The organism is Streptomyces sp. NPDC093018 (assembly GCF_040684035.1).
Taxonomy (GTDB): domain Bacteria; phylum Actinomycetota; class Actinomycetes; order Streptomycetales; family Streptomycetaceae; genus Streptomyces; species Streptomyces murinus.
In genome coordinates this window covers 84,971-108,241 of sequence record NZ_JBFBFF010000018.1, presented here as the reverse complement: position 1 = coordinate 108,241, position 23,271 = coordinate 84,971, and the positions used below count along the sequence as shown (strand labels likewise).

Below are 23,271 nucleotides of genomic sequence, written 5' to 3'. Positions count from 1 at the left end.
CTCAGGTCCGCGGCCGTGGTCTGCGCCGCCGCGCTGGTCGCCCTGGCCGTCCAGGCGCCCCCGGCGCTCGCCGACGACGCCACGATCTGCGGCCACCGGGTGGGCGGCGACATCCTGAAGAAGTACCAGGACATGGGCGGCGAGAAGTCCCCACTGGGCTGCCCGACGACCGACGAACTCACCACTCCGAACGGGCGCGGCAGGTACAACACCTTCACGGGCGGCTCGATCTACTGGACCGCCACCACGGGCGCCCATCCGGTGTGGGGCGCCATCGGCGACAAGTGGGGCGCCCTCGGCTGGGAGGCGGGCACCCTCGGCTTCCCGGTCGGCGACGAGCTGACCAACCCCGACGGGCAGGGCAGGCGCCAGGAGTTCGAGGGCGGCACCGTCTACTGGCATCCCACCCTCTCGCACGGCGCCCACCCCGTGTGGGGGAAGATCGGGGAACTGTGGGCGCGGTACGGCTGGGAGGGCGGGCCGTTCGGCTACCCGACGTCCGACGAAAAGCCGGACGACCCGGACAAGGAGGTCGTCCAGACCTTCTCGTCCAACAACCTGTCGATCTTCTGGAGTCCGGGCAACGGCATCGAGGGCTGCCACGGCGAGTGCGTGGGCTACGAGGGCAGCACGAGGACCGACTGGTTCAAGAAGGTCCGGGTGGAGATCCCGTACGGGACCGGCAATGCCGTGGTCCGGCCGTACCCCACGGACGACGGATACCGTGACGCCCGTACGGACTTCCAGGGGGCGTGGGCGCAGCTGTGGCGTCTGGTGCCCTATCCGGACGACGTGGACGAGACCGAACACCGGTCCCTGTTCGAGCAGTTCGCCTGCCACGCGAAGTTCGTCGTGGAGGATCCGCTGGACGACAGCGGCTGGAGCACCGGGCCGACCTTCGACCTGGAGTCCTGGCACGCGGACGTGGGCATGGACAACGCCACGAGCCTGACCTACTTCCTCGCGCACCGGTGCAACTGGGACTGAGTCCCGCCGCAGGGGCTGGACTTCGCACCGTCCAGCCCCTGTTCCCCTGTTTCCCGGTTTCCCGGATTTGCGGTCAGAGGCGGCCGGCGTCCAGCACGGCCCGCGCGAAGACGGCCGGTGCCTCCTGCGGGAGGTTGTGGCCGACGCCCGCCACGACCCGGTGCTCGTAGGGGCCGGTGAAGCGGTCCCGGGTGGGGTCGCCGGGTGCGGTGAAGGGGTCCAGTTCGGGGCTCAGGGTGATGGTGGGGACGTGGATCACGGGCCGGGCGGCGAGTTCCTTCTCGTAGCGGTCGTAACGGCGTTCACCGTCCGCGAGGCCGAGGCGCCAGCGGTAGTTGTGGATGACGACGGCGGCGTAGTCGGGGTTCTCGAAGGCCGCCGCGGTGCGCCGGAAGGTGGCTTCGTCGAACTTCCAGCCGGGTGAGACCAGTTGCCACACCAGGTGGCACAACTCGTCGCGCAGCTTAGGGGTTTCCATGGCCTGGCGGCCGCGTTCGGTGGCGAAGTAGTACTGGTACCACCAGTTGTGCTCGTCGGCGGGCGCGATGGGCGACTTCTGCGCCTCGACGTTCGTGATGAGGTAACCGCTGGTGGAGACGAGCGCGGTGACGCGCTCCGGCCACAGCGCGGCGATGATGTCGGCGGTGCGCGAGCCCCAGTCGAAGCCGGCGAGGAGGGCCTCGCGGATCTCCAGCGCGTCCATGAGCGCGACGATGTCCAGGGCGACCGCGGACTGCTGGGCGTTGCGGACCGTACGGCCGGACCGGAACCGGGTGCTGCCATGGCCGCGGAGGTAGGGCACGATCACCCGGTACCCCTGCGCGGCGAGCAGCGGGGCGACATCGACGTAGCTGTGGATGTCGTACGGCCATCCGTGCAGGCAGATGACGACGGGGCCGTGGGCCGGGCCCGCCTCGGCGTACCCGATGTCGAGGACGCCCGCGTCGACCTGCTTGAGCGCGGGGAAAGTGGTGTGCCCCCCGGGTGCGGGGGCCTCGTCCGCCCCGCCGGGAATGGCCTGGGCGGCGTCGGCCGACTGCGAGCCGGTCAGGGAGAGCGCGGCCGCGCCGGTCCCCAGGCCGACGGCCTTCCCGAAGGTACGCCTGTCGATCATATGAAACCCTCCGTCGTCCGCTGCGTGCGGTGCGGTCAGTCCGTCCGCGACGCTACAGGCCGACCCCCGCCCCCCGAAGGCGGCGCGAAGGGGCTGACCCCTCAGCCAGGAGGAGCTCTTCGCGGAGGTGGGCGCGGCGGGGCCGGCGCCCTCAGCCTTCGGGTTCCGTGACGCGGTACGGCACGAATGTGCTGGTGTCCTGGTCGATGTGCAGCCGGTGGCCGAGCGGCGGGGCGGCGCGCTGGGGGCAGGAGAGGCGTTCGCAGACCCGGCAGCCCATGCCGATGGGGGTGGCGGCGGAGGTGCCCGCGAGGTCGAGGCCGTCGGAGTAGACGAGCCGGTGGGCGTGGCGGATCTCGCAGCCGAGGCCGATGGCGAAGGTCTTGCCGGGTTCGCCCCAGCCGCCGCGGTGCCGGGCGACGGCCCGCGCGGTCCACAAGTAGCGCTGTCCGTCGGGCATTTCGGCGACCTGGACATGGATGCGGCCGGGCGCTGCGAACGCCTCGTACACGTTCCACAGGGGGCAGGTGCCGCCCGCCCGGGAGAAGTGGAAGCCGGTCGCCGACTGGCGCTTGGACATGTTGCCGGCCCGGTCGACCCGGACGAAGGAGAAGGGCACCCCGCGCAGCCGGGGGCGCTGGAGGGTGCTCAGCCGGTGGCAGACGGTCTCGTAGCCGAGGCCGTAGCGGTCGGTGAGGCGCTCGATGTCGTAGCGCACCTCCTCGGCGGCCGTGTGGAAGGCGCGGTACGGCAGGACGAGCGCCGCCGCGAAGTAGTTGGCGATGCCGATGCGGGCGAGCGCGTGCGCGGGTGAGCCCGGGGTGAAGTCCTCGGCGGCCAACTGGTCGAGTTCGGTGCCGTGTTCGAGCAGGGCGAGCTGGGTGGCCAGGCGGAACGCGCGCTGGCCGGGGCGCAGCCGGGTGGAGAGGTGGAGGGTGCGGGTCGGCGCGTCGTAGTGGTGGAGGTGGTCGGCCGCCCCGACGGACAGCCGGACGCCGTGCCGGTCGGCGAGGCGGGCGGTCAGGGCGGGCAGGACCTCGCCGGGCCCGATGCCGATGTCCTCGGCGAGGGCTTCGGCCGCGAGGTCGGTGTCATGGAGGTAGTTGCGGCGGCGGTAGAAAAAGTCCCGGATCTCCTCGTGGGGTGAGCGGGGCAGTTCGGGGTCGGTGCCGCGGCTGTCCGTGGCCTGCGCGAGGCGTTCGGCGAGCAGCTGGTTGCGGCGGCCGAGACCGAGCAGCACCTGGGCGACGGCGGGCATCCGGGCGGCGAGTTCCGCGAGGTCGGCGGCGGACAGCCCGGCCTCGGCGAGTTCCCCGGCCAGCGCCTCGCGCAGGTCGGCGATCAGGCGTGTGGTGTCACGCTCGGAGAAGAAGCCCGCATCGACGCCGAACGTCTCGGTGAGCCGGAGCAGCACCGGGACCGTGAGCGGCCGGGAGTCGTGCTCCATCTGGTTGAGATAGCTCGGCGAGATGTCGAGCACGCGGGCCATCTCGGCCTGGCTGAGGCGCCGCTCCTCGCGCAGGCGCCGCAGCCGCGCGCCCGCGTACGTCTTGCCCATCCCCGGGTCCTTCCTCTTCCTTCCGGCTTCCGGTCAGCGTAGGTGATGAATGGCCCGGTGGGGCCTTCGCAAAGTTGGCAAATGGCCGCTGGAAGATTCGCAGAAGTTGGCAGACGTCCACCATTGATGGCACTCAGTGCCACTGCCAAAGTGTGAGTACGGCCCGCCGGACACCGGCGGCCACCGCTCGCGGCTGGGGCCCGAATCAGGCCCTGACATCGGGTTTCCCGGCGCGGGTGAGGGTCGTCACCGGCAGCACTGCTCAGCTCCGTCCCCCAGGTGCCGGCGGGCCGTACCTCAACTTTTCGACACGTAGTGCCACACCTGTTCACCCGAGCGGGGATGTTGGCAGCCAGTACAGACCGAGGAGACAGTCATGGCAGAGGCGACGAGGACGCAGGCGGCCGAGGAGCTCGCGCGGCGCTGGGCCACCGACCCCCGCTGGCAGGGCGTCGAGCGCACCTACAGCGCCGAGGACGTGATCCGGCTGTCCGGCAGCGTCCGCGAGGAGCACACCCTGGCCCGGCGCGGCGCCGAGCGGCTGTGGCGGCAGCTGCACGAGCAGGACTACATCCACGCCCTCGGCGCGCTCACCGGCGGGCAGGCGGTCCAGCAGGTCAAGGCCGGTCTCCAGGCCATCTACCTGTCCGGCTGGCAGGTCGCCGCCGACGCCAACCAGGCCGGGCACACCTACCCGGACCAGAGCCTGTACCCGGCCAACTCCGTTCCCCAGGTGGTGCGTCGGATCAACAACGCGCTGCTGCGCGCCGACCAGATCGCCACCGCCGAGGACGCCGGGGACACCACGGACTGGCTCGCGCCGATCGTCGCCGACGCCGAGGCCGGCTTCGGCGGGCCGCTCAACGCCTTCGAGCTGACCAAGGCCATGATCGCGGCGGGCGCGGCCGGCATCCACTACGAGGACCAGCTCGCCTCGGAGAAGAAGTGCGGCCACCTCGGCGGCAAGGTCCTGGTGCCGACCTCGCAGCACATCCGCACCCTGAACGCGGCGCGTCTGGCCGCCGACATCGCCGATGTGCCGAGCATCATCGTCGCCCGCACCGACGCGCTCGCCGCCAATCTGCTCACCACCGATGTGGACGAGCGGGACGCCGAGTTCGTCACGGGCGAGCGCACGGCGGAGGGCTTCTACCGGGTGCGGCCCGGGATGGCGCCGGTGATCGCCCGCGGTCTGGCGTACGCGCCGTACGCCGATCTGCTCTGGGTGGAGACCGGCACCCCCGACCTCGCGCAGGCCCGTGAGTTCGCCGAGGCGATCCACGCCCGCTACCCGGACCAGATGCTCGCCTACAACTGCTCGCCGTCCTTCAACTGGAAGGCCGCGCTGGACGACGACCAGATCGCCAAGTTCCAGCGGGAGCTGGGCGCGATGGGCTACCGGTTCCAGTTCATCACCCTGGCCGGGTTCCACTCCCTCAACCACGGCATGTTCGACCTGGCCCGCGGCTACGCCGAGCACGGCATGACCGCCTATGTCGACCTCCAGGAGCGGGAGTTCGCCGCCCAGGCGCAGGGCTTCACCGCCGTCAAGCACCAGCGCGAGGTCGGCACCGGCTACTTCGACCTGGTCTCCACCGCCGTCAACCCCGCCTCCTCCACCACCGCACTGGCCGGGTCGACGGAGGCCGAGCAGTTCCACTAGGCCGACCCGCACACCTCCTCGCACCTCCTCCAGGAGACACCGATGACCACCAGTGCACTGACCCACCGGGTCCGCGTGCTCGCCCCCGAGGGCGAGCGGCACGACGAGATCCTCACGCCCGCCGCCCTGGACTTCGTCGGCGCCCTCGCGGCCGCGTTCGGCGAGCGCCGCCAGGAGCTGATGAAGGAGCGGCGCCGGCAGGCCCTGCGGCTGGCCGCCGGTACCCCGCTCGACTTCCCGATGGTCACCTCCGCCGTGCGCGCCGACCCCGGCTGGCGGGTCGCGCCGCCCGCGCCCGGCCTCACCGACCGCCGCGTGGAGATCACCGGGCCGCCGGAGCGCCGCATGGCGGTGAACGCGCTCAACTCCGGGGCCCAGGTGTGGATGGCCGACCTCGAGGACGCCACCGCGCCCACCTGGGGCAATGTCATCGGCGGCCAGCTGAGCCTGCTGGACGCGATCGAGCGGCGGATCGACTTCACCGCCGCGGACGGCCGGGAGTACCGGCTGGGCGAGCACCTCGCCACGATCGTCGTACGGCCGCGCGGCTGGCACCTGGAGGAGGAGCACCTGGAGTACGACGGCCGGCCGGTGCCCGCGGCGCTGGTGGACTTCGGTCTCTACTTCTTCCACTGCGCCCAGCGGCAGATCGACGCCGGGTACGGCCCGTACTTCTACCTCCCCAAGCTGGAGAACCGGTACGAGGCACGGCTGTGGAACGATGTCTTCCTGCTCGCCCAGGAACTGCTCGGCATCCCCCGGGGCACCGTCCGCGCCACTGTGCTCATCGAGACGATCACGGCCGCGTTCGAGATGGAGGAGATCCTCTACGAGCTGCGCGAGCACAGCTCGGGTCTCAACGCGGGCCGCTGGGACTATCTGTTCAGCGTCATCAAGACCTTCGGCCACCGCACCGACTTCCTGCTCCCGGACCGGGCGAAGGTCACCATGACGGCCCCGTTCATGCGGGCGTACACCGAACTCCTCGTGCGCACCTGCCACAAGCGGGGCGCGCATGCCATCGGCGGCATGGCGGCGCAGGTGCCGGGTGCCGAACCGGCCGCCCGTGAGGCCGCGTTGGCGACGGTGCGGCTGGACAAGGAGCGTGAGGCGGAGGACGGCTTCGACGGCTCCTGGGTGGCGCATCCGGGTCTGGTCCCGGTGTGCCGGGAGGTGTTCGACGGCGTGCTGGGCGAGCGGCCGCACCAGCTGGACCGGCTGCGTGAGGACGTGGCGGTCACCGCGGCCGAGCTGCTGTCGGTGCGGCGGATCGCGGGACCGCCCACGGCGGAGGGGGTGCGCACCAACCTCCGGGTCGCGCTGCGCTACTTCGCCGCCTGGCTGGACGGCCGGGGTGCCGTCGCCCTGGACGGCCTCATGGAGGACGCGGCCACGGCGGAGATCGCCCGGGTGCAGATCTGGCAGTGGCTACGGCACCGGGTGATCGAACGGGAGACGGTGGCGGAGCTGCTTGCGGAGGAGACGGCGGCGCTCGGCGCGGAGTATCCGTGGGCGCCGGTGGAGGAGGTCCGCGCGCTGTTCGAACGCACCGCTCTCCAGGGCGAGTTGCCGCTGTTCTTCACGCCGGAGGCCTACACCCGGCATCTCGTGCGGCGGGCGTCATGAGCGGGCGCTTCGCACGCGTCGGAGTGGTCGGCGGCGGCCGGATGGGCGCGGGCATCGCCGAGGTGTGCGCGCGGGCCGGCCTTGACACCGTGGTCTGCGAGGCGGACGCGGTGGCCGCCCGCGCGGCCCGGGACCGGGTCGCCGACTCGCTCGAACAGGCCGTACGGCGGGGCAAGTTGGCCGAGGTCGAGGCGCGGGATGCCCTCGCACGCATCGTCTTCAGCGGCGATCTGGACGCGTTGGCCGACCGGCAGCTCGTGATCGAGGCCGTGACCGAGAACGCGGACGCCAAGACCGAGGTGTTCGCCGCGCTCGACAAGATCGTGGCGGATCCGGCGGCGGTGCTGGCCACCAACACCTCCTCGCTGCCCGTGATGCGGCTCGGCATGGCCACCTCGCGGGCGGACCGAGTCGTCGGACTGCACTTCTTCAACCCGGTACCGGTGCTGCCGCTGGTGGAGGTCGTCGCCTCGCTGCACACCTCGGCCCGGACCGTGGCCGAGGTGGAGACCTTCGCCACCGAGGTGCTCGGCAAGACCGTCGTGCACGCGAAGGACCGGGCCGGTTTCGTGGTCAACGCGCTGCTGGTGCCGTATCTGCTGGCCGCGATCCGGATGGCGGAGTCCGGATTCGCCTCGGCCGCGGACATCGACAACGGCATGGAGCTGGGCTGCGCCCATCCGATGGGGCCGCTGCGGCTCGCCGACCTGATCGGTCTCGACACCGTCGCCGCGATCGCCGAGTCGCTGCACGACGAGTTCCGCGAACCCCTGTACGCCCCGCCCCCGCTGCTGCGGCGAATGGTCGAGGCGGGGCTGCTGGGCCGCAAGAGCGGCCGGGGGTTCCACGTGTACGACCAGGGCTGAGGAACCTGGTCCGGCCGGGCTGAGGGGCCCGGTCCGCGGTCACCGGCCGAGGGTCCGGACCGGCCGCGCGGAGGGAAGGGCGGGAAGCGCGTGTGCGGCGCTTCCCGCCCTCTGCGTGTGGCAGCATCGCGGGCGAACCCCTGGAGGAACAGGTGCAGTTGCGCGATGTCACACCGGACGACGTGGACGCCTATGTGCGGATGCAGTGCGATCCCCGCATGATGGCGGACCTGGGTGGGCCGCTGCCCCGGGAGGGGATGGCGGACAAGGTGCGCCGGGACGCCGAGGAGGCCGCGGCGGACCGCGCCTGGCTGAAGATGATCGTGCCCGATCCGGCGCGGCCCGACGTGGTGGCCGGCACGGTGACCCTGTGGAGCCATGAGAGCGCCGATGGCCCGGTCTCCGAGATCGGCTGGATGGTGCTGCCCGGGTTCCAGGGACGCGGACTCGGCAAACAGGCCGTCCGGGCCCTCCTGGAGCAGGCCCGCGACCAGGACCGCTGGGGCCCGGTGCATGCCTTCCCGGCGACCGGGAACGCGGCGTCCAACGGGATCTGCCGCTCCCTCGACTTCCGGTTCCTCGCGGAGATCGACATGGAGTTCGCCGGACGGGCGCTGCGCAGCAATCACTGGGTCATCGAGCCGGGCCGCGATCTGGTCTGAGGCCGTCCGTCTCGGCGCGCCATCCGAATGCTGGACCTGATCCACCACACGAGCCCTTCGGCCCGTAGGCTGGCCCGTGCAGCTGGTTCGCCCCGTCCGCCAGGCGGGAGCGTCGCAAGAGGGAACCCGGTGGGAATCCGGGACTGCCCCGCAGCGGTGAGCGGGAACGACCGCCGTCATACGCACTGGACCCGGTGAGACGGATCTGGGAAGCGACGGCCAGTAGGTGTCCTCGGACGACGAGGACGGGCCCGCGAGTCCGAAGACCTGCCAACTGCCCGTGCGCGGGACGTCCCGTGCGCGGACATCCCGGTGACCTCGAGGGCGGGTCGGCGACACAGAACCGAACGGACGGCCGTGGGCCGCTGCCGTACGGTCCGTCACCCTTCGCGCTCTCGTCCCGTCCCCGGGATCTCAGGGATTCATCTCGCGAAGGAGATCTCCGTGACCACGAAGTCCGCAGCCGCGGCGGCACGGGCCACCGTGTACGGCTACCCCCGCCAGGGGGCGAACCGGGAACTGAAGAAGGCGGTCGAGGGCTACTGGAAGGGCCGCGTCACCGCCACCGAGCTGCGCGCCACCGCCTCCGAGTTGCGAAGCGCCACCTGGCGCCGGCTCGCCGCGGCCGGCCTGCACGAGGTGCCGACCGGCGACTTCTCGTACTACGACCATGTCCTGGACACCACCGTCATGGTCGGCGCGATCCCCGACCGGCACCGGGCGGCCGTCGCCGCCGATCAGCTGGACGGCTACTTCGCGATGGCCCGCGGCACCCAGGAGGTGGCGCCGCTGGAGATGACCAAGTGGTTCGACACCAACTACCACTATCTGGTGCCCGAGTTGGGCCCGGACACGGTGTTCACGGCCGACTCGGCCAAGCAGGTCGCGGAGCTGACCGAAGCCCTCGCCCTCGGGCTGAGCGCCCGCCCGGTGCTGGTGGGCCCGGTGACCTATCTGCTGCTGGCCAAGCCCGCGCCCGGCGTGCCCGCGGACTTCGAGCCGCTGACCCTGCTGGACCGGCTGCTGCCGGTGTACGCCGAGATCCTCGCCGATCTGCGGGCGGCCGGCGCCGACTGGGTGCAGCTCGACGAGCCCGCTCTGGTCCAGGACCGCACCCCGGCCGAGCTGAACGCCGCCGAGCGCGCCTACCGGGACCTCGGCGCCCGCACCGACCGCCCGAAGCTGCTGGTCGCGTCCTACTTCGACCGGCTCGGCGAGGCCCTGCCGGTGCTCGCGAAGGCGCCGGTGGAGGGCCTGGCCCTGGACTTCACCGAGGCCGCCGCCCGGAACCTGGACGCGCTGGCCGCCGTCGGCGGGCTGCCCGGCAAGCGGCTGGTCGCGGGCGTCGTCAACGGCCGCAACATCTGGGTCAACGACCTGGAGAAGTCCCTGGCCACCCTCGGCACCCTGCTGGGCCTGGCCGACCGGGTGGACGTCTCGGCCTCCTGCTCCCTGCTGCACGTGCCCCTGGACGCGGCCGCCGAGCGCGACATCGACCCGGGGATCCTGCGCTGGCTCGCCTTCGCCGAGCAGAAGACGGCGGAGATCGCCACGCTCGCCAAGGGCCTCACCCTCGGCACGGACGCCATCGCCGCGGAGCTGTCCGCGAACCGGGCCGACCTCGCCTCCCGGGCCGGCTCCGCCCTCACCCACGACCCGGCCGTGCGCGCCCGCGCCGCCGCCGTCACCGGGGCCGACGCCCGCCGCTCCCAGCCGTACCCCGAGCGCACCGCCGCGCAGCGCGCCCGGCTCGGGCTGCCCCTGCTGCCCACGACGACGATCGGATCGTTCCCGCAGACCGGTGAACTGCGCACCGCACGCGCCGACTTGCGGGCGGGCCGGATCGACACCGCCGGGTACGAGGAGCGCATCAAGGCCGAGATCCGGGAGGTGATCGGCTTCCAGGAGAAGGCCGGTCTCGACGTCCTGGTGCACGGCGAGGCCGAACGCAACGACATGGTGCAGTACTTCGCCGAGCAGCTCACCGGCTACCTCGCCACCCAGCACGGCTGGGTCCAGTCGTACGGCACCCGGTATGTGCGGCCGCCGATCCTGGCCGGCGACATCTCCCGTCCCGAGCCGATGACGGTGCGCTGGACGTCGTACGCCCAGTCGCTCACCGACCGCCCGGTCAAGGGCATGCTCACCGGTCCGGTCACCATGCTCGCCTGGTCCTTCGTCCGCGACGACCAGCCGCTCGGGGACACCGCGCGGCAGGTGGCGCTCGCGCTGCGGGACGAGGTCAATGACCTTGAGCTGGCGGGGACTTCGGTGATCCAGGTGGACGAGCCCGCGCTGCGCGAGACGCTGCCGCTGCGCGCCGCCGACCGGCCCGGGTATCTGGACTGGGCGACCGAGGCGTTCCGGCTGAGCACCTGCGGGGTGCGCCCGGACACCCAGATCCACACGCACATGTGCTACGCCGAGTTCGGTGACATCGTGCGGGCCATCGACGATCTCGACGCCGATGTGATCAGCCTGGAGGCGGCCCGCTCCCATATGCAGGTCGCCCGCGAACTGGCCGACCACGGCTATCCGCGCGAGGCCGGTCCCGGTGTCTACGACATCCACTCCCCGCGCGTCCCGAGCGCCGAGGAGGCGGCCGGGCTGCTGCGCACCGGGCTCGGGGCGATCCCGGCGGAGCGGCTGTGGGTCAACCCGGACTGCGGACTGAAGACCCGCGGCTGGCCGGAGACCCGCGCGTCCCTGGAGAACCTGGTCGCGGCCGCGCGCACCGTCCGCGAGGAGCTGGCCGGGGCCTGATCCACACCCGGCGGCGGGGCCGGGGCGCACGCGTCCCGGCCCCGCCCGGCAGCACAGCCACCGCAGGAGCAGGAGGGGGCCCGACGGTGAGACACGAACCGCAGGACGTCGTGGTGGACGGGCGGCCCCTGGTCGCCGTGCCCGCGAAGGACCTGGAGAGCCTGCTCGCGATGCGCCGGCAACTGGGCAGTCAGACGGCCCGGATGCGCGCCCTGCGGGACACGCTCTTCGACACGGTGGAGTTCCTGGAGCAGCTGGCCGAGGTCCTGGCCGGCGAGCGGGAGCCCGCCCCGCACGAGCCGCACGCGGAACTCGGGGCCGGGCACGCCGAACTGGTCGCGGGCATACGGCAGCGCGCCCGGGACCTCCGCGCCGTCACGGGCGCGGGGCGCGCGGCGAAGGACCGCCGGGGCCGCCCCGCCCGGCACACTTAGGTATACCTAAGTTTCACCCGCGACACAACATCTGGGGCTGTGCACCCCAGGCGAGTTCTAGATGTAGTGTTGAACGCGCTGGTGGTTCGCCGGGCGCCGTGGTGTCCGGTGAGGCAAGAGGGAACCCGGTGGGAATCCGGGACTGCCCCGCAGCGGTGAGCGGGAACGACCGCCGTCATACGCACTGGACCCGGTGAGACGGGTCTGGGAAGCGACGGCCGGTAGGTGTCCTCAGGCGATGAGGACGTGCCCGCGAGTCCGAAGACCTGCCACCGGCGCGTACGCCGACGGACGGCGTGCGCGCTTCGAGGCCCCGAGGGAGGGCCGCGTGGCCGTCGTACGGACCCCGGGGCCCGGCGTGTGTTTCTCCGCCCGCCCCGATGCCCGCCTCGCGTGCCGCCGCGCCCTCCTCCCGGTTCTCGGAGCCGGACGGGAACGAGCGAGAGGAGGCGGCGGACCGATGAGCGGTCTCGTGTATTTCTCCAGCGTCTCGGAGAACACCCGGCGCTTCGTGGCGAAGCTGGGTCTGCCCGCGACGCGCATCCCCCTGCACCCGCGCCGCACCGGCATGCCGGTGGTGACCGAGCCGTACGTGCTGATCACACCGACGTACGGCGGCGGCGAGCGCGCGGGCGCGGTGCCCAGGCAGGTGATCGGCTTCCTGAACATCGAGGCCAACCGGGCGCTGCTGCGCGGGGTGATCTCCTCGGGCAACACCAACTTCGGCGCCGACTACTGCCTGGCCGGCCGGGTGATCGCGGCGAAGTGCCGGGTCCCGGAGCTGTACCGATTCGAATTGCTGGGCACGGACCGCGATGTCCGTGCCGTGCGGGAAGGACTGCGGACATTTTGGACACGAGGGGCATCGGCGGCGGGGCGGTCGGCGGCATGAGCGAGCGGGAACCGGTCGGGACGCGCAAGGACCACCACGCGCTGAACGCCATGCTGAACATGTACGACTGCGAGGGCCGCATCCAGTTCGACAAGGACCGTGAGGCCGTACGCCAGTACTTTCTCCAGCACGTCAACCCGAACACGGTGGTGTTCGGGACGCTGAAGGAGAAGACCGGCCATCTGATCGAGAACGAGTACTACGAGGAGGCGGTGTTCCGGGGCTACGACTGGGAGTTCACCGAGCGCCTGTACCGGCAGGCGTACGCCCATGAGCACCGGTTCCGCACCTTCCTCGGCGCGTTCAAGTACTACACCTCGTACGCCCTGAAGACCTTCGACGGCTCCCGCTATCTGGAGCGCTACGAGGACCGGGTGGTCGCCACCGCGCTGTATCTCGGCGCCGGGGACGAGGAGTTGGCGTCCCGGCTGGTGGACGAGATGATGACGGGCCGCTTCCAGCCGGCCACCCCGACCTTCCTCAACGCGGGCAAGGCGCAGCGCGGCGAGCTGGTCTCCTGCTTCCTGCTGCGGGTGGAGGACAACCTGGAGTCCATCGGGCGCGGGGTCAACTCCGCGCTCCAGCTGTCGAAGCGGGGCGGCGGCGTGGCGCTGCTGCTGACGAACCTGCGCGAGCAGGGCGCGCCGATCAAGCGGATCGAGAACCAGGCGTCCGGTGTCGTCCCGGTGATGAAGCTGCTGGAGGACTCCTTCTCGTACGCCAACCAGCTGGGCGCACGCCAGGGCGCGGGCGCGGTGTATCTGCACGCCCATCACCCGGACATCATGCGGTTCCTGGACACCAAGCGGGAGAACGCGGACGAGAAGATCCGCATCAAGACCCTCTCGCTCGGTGTGGTCGTCCCCGACATCACCTTCGAACTCGCCAAGCGCGACGAGGACATGCACCTGTTCTCGCCGTACGACGTCGAGCGCGAGTACGGCAGGCCGCTGGCCGATCTGTCCGTCACCGAGCACTACGACGACCTGGTCGCCAACCCGCGGGTGCGCAAGACCACGATCAGCGCACGGGAGTTCTTCAAGACCGTCGCGGAGCTCCAGTTCGAGTCCGGCTATCCGTATCTGCTGTTCGAGGACACGGTGAACCGGGCCAACCCGATCCCCGGCTGGATCAACATGTCCAACCTGTGCTCGGAGATCCTCCAGGTCAACACGCCCAGCACGTACGACGCGGCGCTCGGCTACGAGACGGTCGGCCGGGACATCTCCTGCAATCTGGGCTCGCTCAACATCGCCGCCGCGATGGCCTCCCCCGACCTCGGCGCCACGGTGGAGACCGCGGTACGCGGCCTGACCTCCGTCTCCGACCAGTCGGACATCGACGCGGTGCCGTCCGTCGCACACGGCAACCGGCTCGGGCACGCCATCGGCCTCGGCCAGATGAACCTGCACGGCTATCTCGCCTCCCAGCGGATCCACTACGGCGGCGAGGAGGGCGTCGACTTCACGAACATGTACTTCTACACCGTCGCCTACCACGCCCTGCGCGCCTCGAACCGGATCGCGATCGAACGCGGCACGGCCTTCGACGGGTTCGAGCAGTCGGCGTACGCGGACGGCTCGTACTTCACCAAGTACACCGAGCGGACGTGGGAACCGGCCACCGAGCGGGTGCGCGCCCTGTTCACGGCGGCCGGGGTGCGCGTCCCGACCCGGGAGGACTGGCGCGAGCTGAGCCGGTCGGTGCGCGAACACGGCATCTACAACCAGTACTTGCAGGCCGTACCGCCCACCGGATCCATCAGTTACATCAACGACTCCACGGCCTCCATCCACCCGATCGCCGCCAAGGTGGAGATCCGCAAGGAGGGCAGGCTCGGCCGGGTCTACTACCCGGCGCCGCACATGGACAACGACAACCTGGAGTACTTCCAGGACGCGTACGAGATCGGCCCCGAGAAGATCATCGACACGTACGCCGCGGCCACTCAGCACGTCGACCAGGGCCTGAGCTGCACGCTGTTCTTCCGGGACACCGCCACCACCCGCGATCTGAACAGGGCGCAGATCCACGCCTGGCGCAAGGGTGTCAAGACCCTCTACTACATCCGGCTGCGCCAAGAGGCCCTGGCCGGGACCGAGATCGAGAACTGCCTCTCCTGCACCCTCTGATCCCGCGCGCGCCGATCCCGCACGTTCCGATCCCGTACGCTCCGAGGAAACCGACGATGACCACCACCCCCGCGCCCCTGACCGAACTGTCGGTCACGCCCCCGTCCTACCGGCACGACCCCACGGCCCGGCTGCGCCCGGTCAACTGGAACCGGGTCACCGACGAGAAGGACCTGGAGGTGTGGAACCGGCTCACCGCCAACTTCTGGCTGCCCGAGAAGGTCCCGCTCTCCAACGACCTCGGCGCCTGGCGACAGCGGCTCAGTGCCGAGGAACGCACCCTGACCATGCGGGTGTTCACCGGTCTGACGATGCTGGACACGGTGCAGGCGACCGTCGGCGAGATCGTGCAGATCCAGGACGCGCGCACCGAGCACGAGGAGGCGGTGTACACCAACATCGCCTTCATGCAGGCGGTGCACGCCCGCAGCTACTCCTCGGTGTTCTCCACCCTCGCCACCACCCCGGAGATCGACGACGCCTACCGCTGGGCGGTCGGCAACGACATCCTCCAGCGGCGCTGCAAGACGGTCCTCGCGCACTACTACGGCGAGGACCCGCTCAAGCGCAAGGTGGCCTCCACCCTGCTGTCGTCCCTGCTGCTGTACGCGGGCTTCTATCTGCCGCTGCACTTCTCGACCCACGCCCTGCTCACCAACACGGCCGACATGATCCGGCTGATCCTGCGGGACAAGGCGGTGCACGGCTACTACTCCGGCTACAAGTACCAGCGCGGCCTGGAGAAGCTGACACCGGCCGGGCAGGAGGAGATGCGGGAGTTCACGTACGCCCTGCTGGAGGAGCTGTACCAGCTGGAGTTGCGGTACTCGGGCGAGCTGTACGAGCCGCTGGGCCTGATGGACGACGTGGCCGTCTTCGTCCGCTACAACGCGAACAAGGCGCTGATGAACCTGGGTTACCCGGCCCGGTTCGGCGCGGCGGAGACCGAGGTCAACCCGGAGATCCTGGCGGCGCTCTCGCCGGGCGCGGACGAGAACCACGACTTCTTCTCCGGTTCCGGTTCCTCCTACGTCATGGGCAAGGCCGAGGACACCGCCGACGACGACTGGGACTTCTGAGGGATGCGCATGGACGAATTCGGCGACACCTGTGTGCTGCTCAAGCACGGCGAGGTGTTCCTCAAGGGGCACAACCGGCACCGCTTCGTCGAGCGGCTGCACGACAATCTGCGGCTCGCGCTGCGCGGCGTCGGGGGCTCGACCTGGATCAAGGTCGCGCAGAACGTCACCGTGCTGGGCGGTCAGGTCCCGCAGGAGGCACTGGTGGAGCGGGCCCGCCGGGTGATCGGCTTCGCCTCGGTCGAGCCGGCCGTACGGGTGCCCAGCACGATGGCGGACATCACCGCGACGGCCGTGGCCGCGTTGCGCGCGCTGAACACCGAACGGCCGGGGCTCGGTTTCGCCGTACGGGCCAAGCGGCGGGACAAGCAGTTCCCGCTGACCTCGTCCCAGCTGGCCGGTCACCTCGGGGCGCGGATCCTCGCGGAGGTCGAGGGGCCCCGCGTCGATCTGACCCGCCCCGATGTCGTACTGACCGTGGAGATCGACCGCAAGGAGACCTATCTGTCCTGGGCCCGCCACCCCGGGCTGACCGGTCTGCCCGTCGGTTCCAGCGGGCGGGCGCTGGTGCTGCTCTCGGGCGGCTACGACTCCCCCGTGGCCGCCCACCGGATCATGCGCCGGGGCCTGGCCTGCGACTTCGTGCACTTCAGCGGGGCGCCCTACACGAACGCCGCCTCCGTGTACAAGGCGTACGCGCTGGCCCGGGAGCTGAACCGGTACCAACCGCCCGGCAAGCTGCACGTCATCGCGCTGGGCAAGGCCCAGAAGCAGCTGGCGGTGGCCGGTGCTGGCCGGCTCCAGGTGGTCGCGCAGCGGCGGCTGATGGTGCGCACGGCCTGTGCGCTGGCCGACCGGACCGGGGCACAGGCGCTGGTCACCGGCGACAGCCTGGGGCAGGTGGCGAGCCAGACGCTGGCCAATCTGGTGGCGGTAGACGAGGTGGCCGTGCTGCCGGTGCTGCGGCCGCTGATCGGCCGGGAGAAGCAGGAGATCATCGACGAGGCCAGGGCCATCGGCACCGCCGACATCTCGATGCTGCCGGACGAGGACTGCTGCTCGCTGCTCGCCCCGCCCCGGGCCAGCACCCGGGCCGGACTGCCGCAGCTGCACGCCGTGGAGAGGCGGCTGGACCTCGACGAGGTGACGGCGGCCCTCCTGGACGGCGCCCAGGTGCTGCTGCCCGGCGAGGACACCGCCGAGGTGCCCGCACAGGCCACCGGCTGCCCGGCACCGGCGTCGGCACCGGCGTCAGCCTCTGCGCCTGCGTAGGCGTTCTGTGGGCGGCGGACGTGAGCTGTCGGCGGTATGTCGGTGCGGGTTGCCACCTTGGGCGGGTCGGCGGTGCTCCCCCTGAGCACACGGCCCCCGAGCGCAAGGAGCCTGTCATCGTGTCTTCCGCAACGCACAGCCGCCCGTGGGACGTTCATCGGCTGCCCTCCGCCGAGGGCAGGAACTTCCTGGTCACCGGGGGCAACGCCGGGATCGGCTACTTCACCGCGGAGCAGCTCGCGGCCACCGGTGCCGTCGTCGTACTGGGCTGCCGGGACCGCGCGAAGGCCGAGGCCGCCATGGCCTCGATCCGTTCACGCGTTCCCGGCGCGCGGGTACGGCACCTGCGCCTTGACCTCGCCGACCTGTCGTCCCTCAAGGCCGCCGTGGAGGGGCTGGACCTCGATCGGCTCGACGCGGTGGTCCACAACGCGGGGGTCGCGCTCGACGCCCCGCCGCGCCGGGAGACCGCGGACGGCCATGAGCTGATGTTCGCCACCAACCACCTCGGCCACTTCGCGCTGACCCGTTGGCTGGCTCCGCTGCTGTCCGCGGCGCGGGCGGGCCGCGTGGTGACGGTGGGCAGCTTCGCGGCGCGGTCCGAGCGACTGGACCTCGGCGATCTCCAGTCGGCCCGGGACTACCGGCCCAAGCAGACGTACGGCCGGTCGAAGCTTGCGCAGATGTCGTTCGGCTTCGAACTCGACCGCCGGCTGCGTGCCGCCGGGAGCACGGTGCTCAGTGTGGTGGCCCACCCCGGCGGCGCGCTGGACTCCCTCACCCCGTCCCGTCCGCCGGTCCACCGGACGACCTCCGGCGCGCGGCTGCGCGCGCTGCCTGCCGCGCTGCTGGTGCAGGGCAAGGAGGCCGGAGCGTGGCCCGTCGTCCGTGCCGTCCTCGACCCGGAGGTGACGGGAGGGCAGCTGTGGGGGCCCCGGGTCTTCGGGCTGCGGGGCACCCCGCGCAGTGAGCCCGTGCCCTCCCACATGGCCGATCCGGCCGTCGCCGCTCAGCTGTGGGCCGCCAGCGAGGAGCTGACCGGCACCGCCCGCTGGTCCGGCCCCGCGTAGGAGGCGAGGGGCCGGATCAGGGCGTTGTGGCCGAGTTGTTCGGTGATGTGGGCGGTCCAGCCGGTGATCCGGCTCATCACGAAGATCGGGGTGAAGGCCGGGATGTCGAAGCCCATCAGGTGGTAGGCGAGGCCGGCCGGGTAGTCCAGGTTCGGGTGGATGCCCTTGCGCTGGAGCATGGCGTGCCGCAGGGCGGCGTGCAGGGTGGCCAGCCGGGTGGTGTCCGGGTCGGCGGCGCGGGCCACCAGACGGTCCAACGCGCCCTGCATGATGGGGACCCTGGAGTCGCCCTCCTTGTAGACGCGATGCCCGAAGCCCATGATCTTCCGCTTGTCGGCGAGGGCCCGGTCCAGCCATTCCTCGGCGCGGCGCGGGTCGCCGATCTCCTCCAGCATGTGCATCACGGCCTCGTTGGCGCCGCCGTGCAGGGGGCCCTTGAGGGCGCCGATGGCGGCGGTGACCGCGCTGTAGAGGTCGGAGAGGGTGGAGGTGACCACGCGGGCGGTGAACGTCGAGGCGTTGAAGCTGTGTTCGGCGTACAGGACGAGGGAGATCTCGAAGCAGCGGACCGTCTCGGGGTCGGGCACCGTGCCGAAGCACATGTGGAAGAAGTTCTCCGCGTAGCCGAGGTCCGGGTCGGGCGGGATCGGGTCGAGGCCCTTTCGGCGGCGCTGGTCGGCGGCGGCAACGGTGGGCAGTTTCGCCAGCAGGGTCAGGGACTTGGCGCGGTTGGCGGCGGGACTGCCGTCGTCCTCGGTGGGGTCCTCGGCGCCGAAGAAGCTGACGGCGGTGCGCAGTACGTCCATCGGGTGACAGGTCTCGGGCAGCCGGGCCAGCAGTTCGGCGGTGGTGCGGTCGAGCGGGCGAAGGGCGCGCTCACGGGCCTGGAACGCCCGCAGCTGTCCGGCGTCGGGCAGTTCGCCGTACCAGAGCAGATACGCGACCTCCTCGAAGGAGCGGCGGGCGGCCAGGTCCTGGACCGGATAGCCGCGGTAGGTCAGGGAGTTGGTCTCCTGGATGACGGTGGAGATCTCGGTGGTGTCGACGACGACACCGGCGAGTCCGCGATGGATGGTCATGGGGATCGTCTCCGGTGGGTCAGGCGCCGGGCGGCAGCGTGAAGTCGTGGACGGCCGAGTCGAAGGCCGAGTAGTCGGCGTAGCCGAGGAGTTCGTACAGCCGGGAGCGGGCCTGCATACGGGGCAGCAGGGTCTCCTGGGTGCCTTCGGCGGCCAGGGTGCGCAGCCCGTCCTCGACGGCGCCCATGGCGAGGCGCAGCAGGGTGACGGGGTAGAGCGCGATGTCGTAGCCGAGGTTCTGGAGGGTGTGCGCGTCCAGCAGGCGGGACTTGCCGAACTCGGTCATGTTGGCGAGCAGCGGCACCCCGACCGCCGCGCGGAACGCCTCGAACTCCCGCTCGTCGGCGAGGGCTTCGGGGAAGATCGCGTCGGCGCCCGCGTCGACGTACGCCTTGGCCCGGTCGATCGCCGCGTCCAGCCCCTCGATCGCGCGGGCGTCGGTGCGGGCCATGAGGAGGAAGTCTGGGTCGCGGCGGGCGTCCACGGCGGCCCGGATCCGGCGGGTCATCTCCTCGCGCGCGACGACCGACTTGCCGTCGAGGTGGCCGCAGCGCTTGGGGTTGACCTGGTCCTCCAGATGCAGCCCGGCCAGGCCCGCGTCCTCCATCAGCTGGACCGTGCGGGCGGCGTTCATCGGTTCGCCGAAGCCGGTGTCCGCGTCGATCAGGACGGGCAGGTCGGTCGCCCTGGTGGTCTGCTGGGCGCGGGCGGCGATCTCGGTGGACGTGGTCAGGCCGATGTCGGGCAGGCCCAGATCGGCGGCGAGCACCGCACCGGAGAGGTAGGCGGCCTCGAAGCCGGTGTCCTGGATCAGCCGGGCGGACAGCGGGTTGAGAGCGCCCGGCATCATCAACAGCCGCCCTTCTTGGAGCCGTTGACGCAGGGCGCGGCGGCGTGCGGCGGGGGTGGTGCGGGTGTGCAGCATCAGAACAGGCCCTTCGGCAGACGTGCGTCGTACTCCGCGACGGCCCCGGTGTCCACGGCGGGGAACAGGCCGTCCAGGTCGGGGGCGGACAGGTCGGCCAGGTGCTCGGCGGCGGCGAGGAAGCGGTCCTGGGCGGCGGGGGCGACGGTGTTCTCGGCGAGGGTGCGGAACTTGCCCGTGTAGGCGGCCCGGTCGAAGGGGCGGGCACCGGCCGGGTGGGCGTCGGCGACGGCCAGCTCGTCCTCGATCACCGTGCCGTCCGCCAGGGTGATCACGGCCCGTCCGCCGAACGCCCGGCGCGCGGGGTCGGGGTCGTGGTAGCGGCGGGTCCACTCCGGGTCCTCGACGGTGCTGATCTTCCGCCACAGCTCCACGGTCTCCGGGCGCCGCGCCCGCTCGGGGGCGTAGGAGCGCTCGTGGTGCCAGGTGCCGTCCTCCAGGGCGACCGCGAGGATGTACGGCACCGAGTGGTCGAGGGTCTCGCGGCTGGCCGCCGGGTCGTACTTCTGCGGGTCGTTCGCGCCGGAGCCGATGACGTGGTGGGTGTGGTGGCTGGTGTGCAGCACCACCGAACGCACCTTGTCCAGCGGGGTCTTCTCGCGCAGCCGCCGGGCCAGGTCGATGATCGCCTGGGCCTGGTACTCGGCGGAGTGCTCCTTGGTGTAGGTGTCGAGGATCGCGCGGCGCGGCTCGCCCGGCTCGGGCAGCCACACCGTGTAGTCGCAGCCGGGGCCGTCCAGCATCCGGGCCAGGAAGCCGTCCTCGCCCTCGTAGATCGGGGAGGGGGAGGTCTCGCCGCGCATCGCCCGGTCGACGGCCTCGATGGCCGCCTTTCCGGCGAAGGCGGGGGCGTACGCCTTCCAGCTGGAGATCTCGCCCTTGCGGGACTGGCGGGTCGAGGTGGTGGTGTGCACGGTCTGCTGGACGGCCTGGTACACCGTCTCGGTGGGCAGCCGCAGCAGGGCGCCCAGGCCGCAGGCGGTGGCCGCGCCGAGGTGGGCGACATGGTCGATGCGGTGCTCGTGCAGGCAGATGCCCTTGACCAGGGCGACATGGATCTCGTAGGCGGCGACGACGGCCCGCAGCAGATCGGCGCCGGTGCGGCCGGTGTGCTGGGCGACGGCGAGCAGCGGCGGGATGTTGTCGCCGGGGTGGGAGTAGTCGGCCGCCAAGTACGTGTCGTGGTAGTCGAGTTCGCGCACCGCCGTGCCATTGGCCCAGGCGGCCCACTCGGGGCTGACCCGGTACGGGGCACCGAAGACGGAGGCGCCGTGCCGCGGGGCGCGGTGGGCGGCGGCCTGGGCGCGGGCGACGGCGACCGGGCGGCGCAGCAGGGAGGCGACCGCGACCGAGGCGTTGTCGATCACCCGGTTGACGGCCATGGCCGCGCTGTCCGGGGCCAGCTCCTCGGTGCCGGTGGCCACGGCGGCGAGCTTCCAGGCGAGCTGCTCCTCGCGGGGCAGGCGGTCGGCGCTGGGGTGGACACGGACGTGATGCTCGATCACGGGACTCCTCGCGATGTCGGGGCTGGAGGGAGGGACCTCGGGGGATGTGATCGAGCCTGCCCCGCCGCGGGCCCGGCGGCCACCACCCCAAAGTGCGGATTCCGTACAGAGCGGACCTGCGAATCTGTGAAATCTGCGAATCCTGCGAATGCTATGTTCGCAGGACAGGCACCCAGAATCAGGAGGTGTGCGCATGGCCGGGCGAACGGCCGAACGGAAGATCTACGCCCACTCCAAGCTGCGCCGGCTGCGCCGCGAGCACGGGATGAACCAGGTCGACATGGCCCGCGCGCTCGGCATCTCCACCAGCTACGCCAACCAGCTCGAACAGAGCCAGCGCCCGCTGACGGCACCCGTGCTGCTGCGGATCGCCGAGGTCTTCGGCGTCGACACCGAGTTCTTCTCGGAGGCCGAGGGCGACCGCCTCGCGACCGAGCTGCGCTCCGCGCTCGCCGACGAGGCGTGCGGGGTGCCACCGCCGCCCGAGGAGGAGATCACCGAGGCCGCCCGCGCCCATCCGGAGGTGGCCCGCGCCCTGGTGGCCCTGCACCGCCGCTACCGGGACACCGCCGAGCAGGCCGCCGCGCTGGCCACCCCAGGCGCGGGCGGCGGCGCCCGGCTGCTGCCCGGTGAACCGCACGACGAGGTGCGGGATTTCTTCTACGCCCACCACAACCACTTCGAGCCGCTGGACACCGAGGCCGAGCGGATCGCCGAGGCGCTGGCGCTGCGTCCGGGCCGGGCCGCCGAGCCGCTGGTGGCCCGGCTCGCCGAGCGGCACGGGGTACGGGTGGTGCAGGCGGGCCCGGGGCGGCTCGCCGACGCCCGCCGCTACGACCCCGAGTCCGGGCTGCTGTTCCTCTCCCCCTGGCTCAGCGACGGCCGCCGCGCCTTCCAGCTCGCCACCCAGCTCGCCCTGCTGGAACACGGCGCACTGCTCGGCCAACTCGCCGATCACGCGACCGAGTTGACCTCACCCGAGTCCACCGCACTGGCCCGCATCGGCCTCGCGAACTACTTCGCGGGCGCGCTCCTGATGCCGTACACCACCTTCCACGCGGCGGCCGAGGAGGTGCGCTACGACATCGAATTGCTGTCCGCCCGCTTCGGCGTCGGCTTCGAGACGGTCTGCCACCGGCTGAGCACCCTCCAGCGCACCGGACGCCGGGGGGTGCCGTTCTCCTTCCTGCGGGTCGACCGGGCCGGCAACATCTCCAAGCGGCAGTCGGCGACCGACTTCCACTTCTCCCGGCTCGGCGGCACCTGCCCGCTGTGGACGGTGTACGAGGCGTTCTCCGCGCCCGGCCGGATACTCACCCAGGTCGCCGAGATGCCGGACGGCAAGCGGTACTTCTGGGTGGCGCGCACCATCACCCGGGGCGGGTTCGGGCATCACGCGCCGCGCGCCGAGTTCGCCGTCGCCCTCGGCTGCGAACTGCGCCACGCGCACCGGCTGGTGTACGCCGAGGGCATCGCCCTGGACGACCCGCGGGCCGCCACCCCGATCGGCCTGGGCTGCCGGATCTGCGAGCGCCGCGACTGCGCCCAGCGGGCCCGGCCACCGGCCGGCGGACACCTCGCCATCGATCCGGACCGGCGCACGTACGTGCCGTACCCGGTGGAGACCCGTACCCCTTGACGACC

At 71.7% G+C, this 23,271-nt stretch carries 18 protein-coding genes and 2 riboswitches; of the genes, 13 read left to right on the top strand and 5 right to left on the bottom strand.

Annotated elements, in window-relative coordinates:
* Positions 1–15 precede the first annotated feature (15 nt).
* On the top strand, positions 16–987 hold the full coding sequence (locus AB0N90_RS31065; protein ID WP_365202236.1) for a hypothetical protein: 972 nt from the start codon (positions 16–18) through the stop codon (positions 985–987).
* A gap of 73 nt (positions 988–1,060) precedes the next feature.
* On the opposite strand, the gene AB0N90_RS31060 is transcribed toward AB0N90_RS31065, so the two are convergent.
* Both AB0N90_RS31060 and AB0N90_RS31055 read right to left on the bottom strand, forming a co-directional pair.
* Positions 1,061–2,101, bottom strand: a complete 1,041-nt coding sequence (locus tag AB0N90_RS31060; protein ID WP_365202234.1) for an alpha/beta hydrolase — start codon at positions 2,099–2,101, stop codon at positions 1,061–1,063.
* A gap of 151 nt (positions 2,102–2,252) precedes the next feature.
* Positions 2,253–3,659 (bottom strand): short-chain fatty acyl-CoA regulator family protein, encoded by a 1,407-nt coding sequence (locus AB0N90_RS31055; protein ID WP_365202233.1) that lies wholly within the window; start codon positions 3,657–3,659, stop codon positions 2,253–2,255.
* Between the two features lie 376 nt (positions 3,660–4,035).
* On the opposite strand from AB0N90_RS31055, the gene aceA reads away from it, so the two are divergent.
* The 11 genes from aceA to AB0N90_RS31000 all read left to right on the top strand — a co-directional run bounded on the left by aceA (position 4,036) and on the right by AB0N90_RS31000 (position 18,118).
* Complete coding sequence (gene aceA / locus AB0N90_RS31050) at positions 4,036–5,322, top strand: isocitrate lyase (RefSeq protein WP_136103328.1); 1,287 nt, start codon at positions 4,036–4,038, stop codon at positions 5,320–5,322.
* A 42-nt stretch (positions 5,323–5,364) separates the two neighbouring features.
* Positions 5,365–6,948 carry a malate synthase A gene (gene aceB / locus AB0N90_RS31045; protein ID WP_365202231.1) on the top strand — a complete coding sequence of 528 codons (1,584 nt, stop codon included), beginning with the start codon at positions 5,365–5,367 and terminating at the stop codon, positions 6,946–6,948.
* Entirely contained in the window at positions 6,945–7,814 is an 870-nt protein-coding gene (locus AB0N90_RS31040) for a 3-hydroxybutyryl-CoA dehydrogenase (protein WP_365202230.1), read from the top strand. Before aceB ends, AB0N90_RS31040 begins: the two co-directional genes overlap by 4 nt.
* A 152-nt stretch (positions 7,815–7,966) precedes the next feature.
* A complete protein-coding gene (locus AB0N90_RS31035; RefSeq protein WP_365202326.1) occupies positions 7,967–8,476 on the top strand; it encodes a GNAT family N-acetyltransferase in 510 nt (169 codons plus the stop codon).
* Positions 8,477–8,557: 81 nt separating this feature from the next.
* Positions 8,558–8,752, top strand: a riboswitch (cobalamin riboswitch).
* Between the two features lie 168 nt (positions 8,753–8,920).
* Positions 8,921–11,239 (top strand): 5-methyltetrahydropteroyltriglutamate--homocysteine S-methyltransferase, encoded by a 2,319-nt coding sequence (gene metE, locus AB0N90_RS31030; protein ID WP_365202228.1) that lies wholly within the window; start codon positions 8,921–8,923, stop codon positions 11,237–11,239.
* A gap of 86 nt (positions 11,240–11,325) precedes the next feature.
* On the top strand, positions 11,326–11,673 hold the full coding sequence (locus AB0N90_RS31025; protein WP_365202226.1) for a hypothetical protein: 348 nt from the start codon (positions 11,326–11,328) through the stop codon (positions 11,671–11,673).
* A gap of 65 nt (positions 11,674–11,738) precedes the next feature.
* Positions 11,739–11,962: riboswitch (cobalamin riboswitch) on the top strand.
* Between the two features lie 171 nt (positions 11,963–12,133).
* Positions 12,134–12,565 (top strand): class Ib ribonucleoside-diphosphate reductase assembly flavoprotein NrdI, encoded by a 432-nt coding sequence (gene nrdI, locus AB0N90_RS31020; protein WP_365202224.1) that lies wholly within the window; start codon positions 12,134–12,136, stop codon positions 12,563–12,565.
* Positions 12,562–14,697: a class 1b ribonucleoside-diphosphate reductase subunit alpha gene (nrdE, locus tag AB0N90_RS31015; protein ID WP_365202222.1), complete on the top strand. Its 2,136-nt coding sequence runs from the start codon at positions 12,562–12,564 to the stop codon at positions 14,695–14,697. Before nrdI ends, nrdE begins: the two co-directional genes overlap by 4 nt.
* 56 nt (positions 14,698–14,753) lie before the next feature.
* Positions 14,754–15,776, top strand: coding sequence for a class 1b ribonucleoside-diphosphate reductase subunit beta (nrdF, locus tag AB0N90_RS31010; RefSeq protein ID WP_365202220.1), 1,023 nt, complete (start codon positions 14,754–14,756; stop codon positions 15,774–15,776).
* Positions 15,777–15,785: 9 nt separating this feature from the next.
* The gene (gene thiI, locus AB0N90_RS31005; protein WP_365202218.1) at positions 15,786–17,048 is read left to right on the top strand and encodes a tRNA uracil 4-sulfurtransferase ThiI; all 1,263 of its coding nucleotides are present in this window, start codon (positions 15,786–15,788) and stop codon (positions 17,046–17,048) included.
* 119 nt (positions 17,049–17,167) lie between these two features.
* Complete coding sequence (locus tag AB0N90_RS31000) at positions 17,168–18,118, top strand: SDR family NAD(P)-dependent oxidoreductase (protein WP_365202216.1); 951 nt, start codon at positions 17,168–17,170, stop codon at positions 18,116–18,118.
* Here AB0N90_RS31000 and AB0N90_RS30995 read toward each other — a convergent pair.
* From AB0N90_RS30995 to AB0N90_RS30985, 3 genes are read right to left on the bottom strand one after another with little or no spacing between them, the layout of a single operon-like run.
* Complete coding sequence (locus AB0N90_RS30995) at positions 18,058–19,197, bottom strand: bifunctional 2-methylcitrate synthase/citrate synthase (RefSeq protein ID WP_365202214.1); 1,140 nt, start codon at positions 19,195–19,197, stop codon at positions 18,058–18,060. The two genes, AB0N90_RS31000 and AB0N90_RS30995, sit on opposite strands and share 61 nt — an antisense overlap.
* A gap of 19 nt (positions 19,198–19,216) precedes the next feature.
* Positions 19,217–20,122: a methylisocitrate lyase gene (gene prpB / locus AB0N90_RS30990; RefSeq protein WP_365202212.1), complete on the bottom strand. Its 906-nt coding sequence runs from the start codon at positions 20,120–20,122 to the stop codon at positions 19,217–19,219.
* A complete protein-coding gene (locus AB0N90_RS30985) occupies positions 20,122–21,627 on the bottom strand; it encodes an MmgE/PrpD family protein (RefSeq protein ID WP_365202210.1) in 1,506 nt (501 codons plus the stop codon). Before AB0N90_RS30985 ends, prpB begins: the two co-directional genes overlap by 1 nt.
* A gap of 193 nt (positions 21,628–21,820) precedes the next feature.
* Between AB0N90_RS30985 and AB0N90_RS30980 the strand changes: the two genes are divergently transcribed.
* Complete coding sequence (locus AB0N90_RS30980; RefSeq protein ID WP_365202208.1) at positions 21,821–23,266, top strand: short-chain fatty acyl-CoA regulator family protein; 1,446 nt, start codon at positions 21,821–21,823, stop codon at positions 23,264–23,266.
* Positions 23,267–23,271 lie beyond the last annotated feature (5 nt).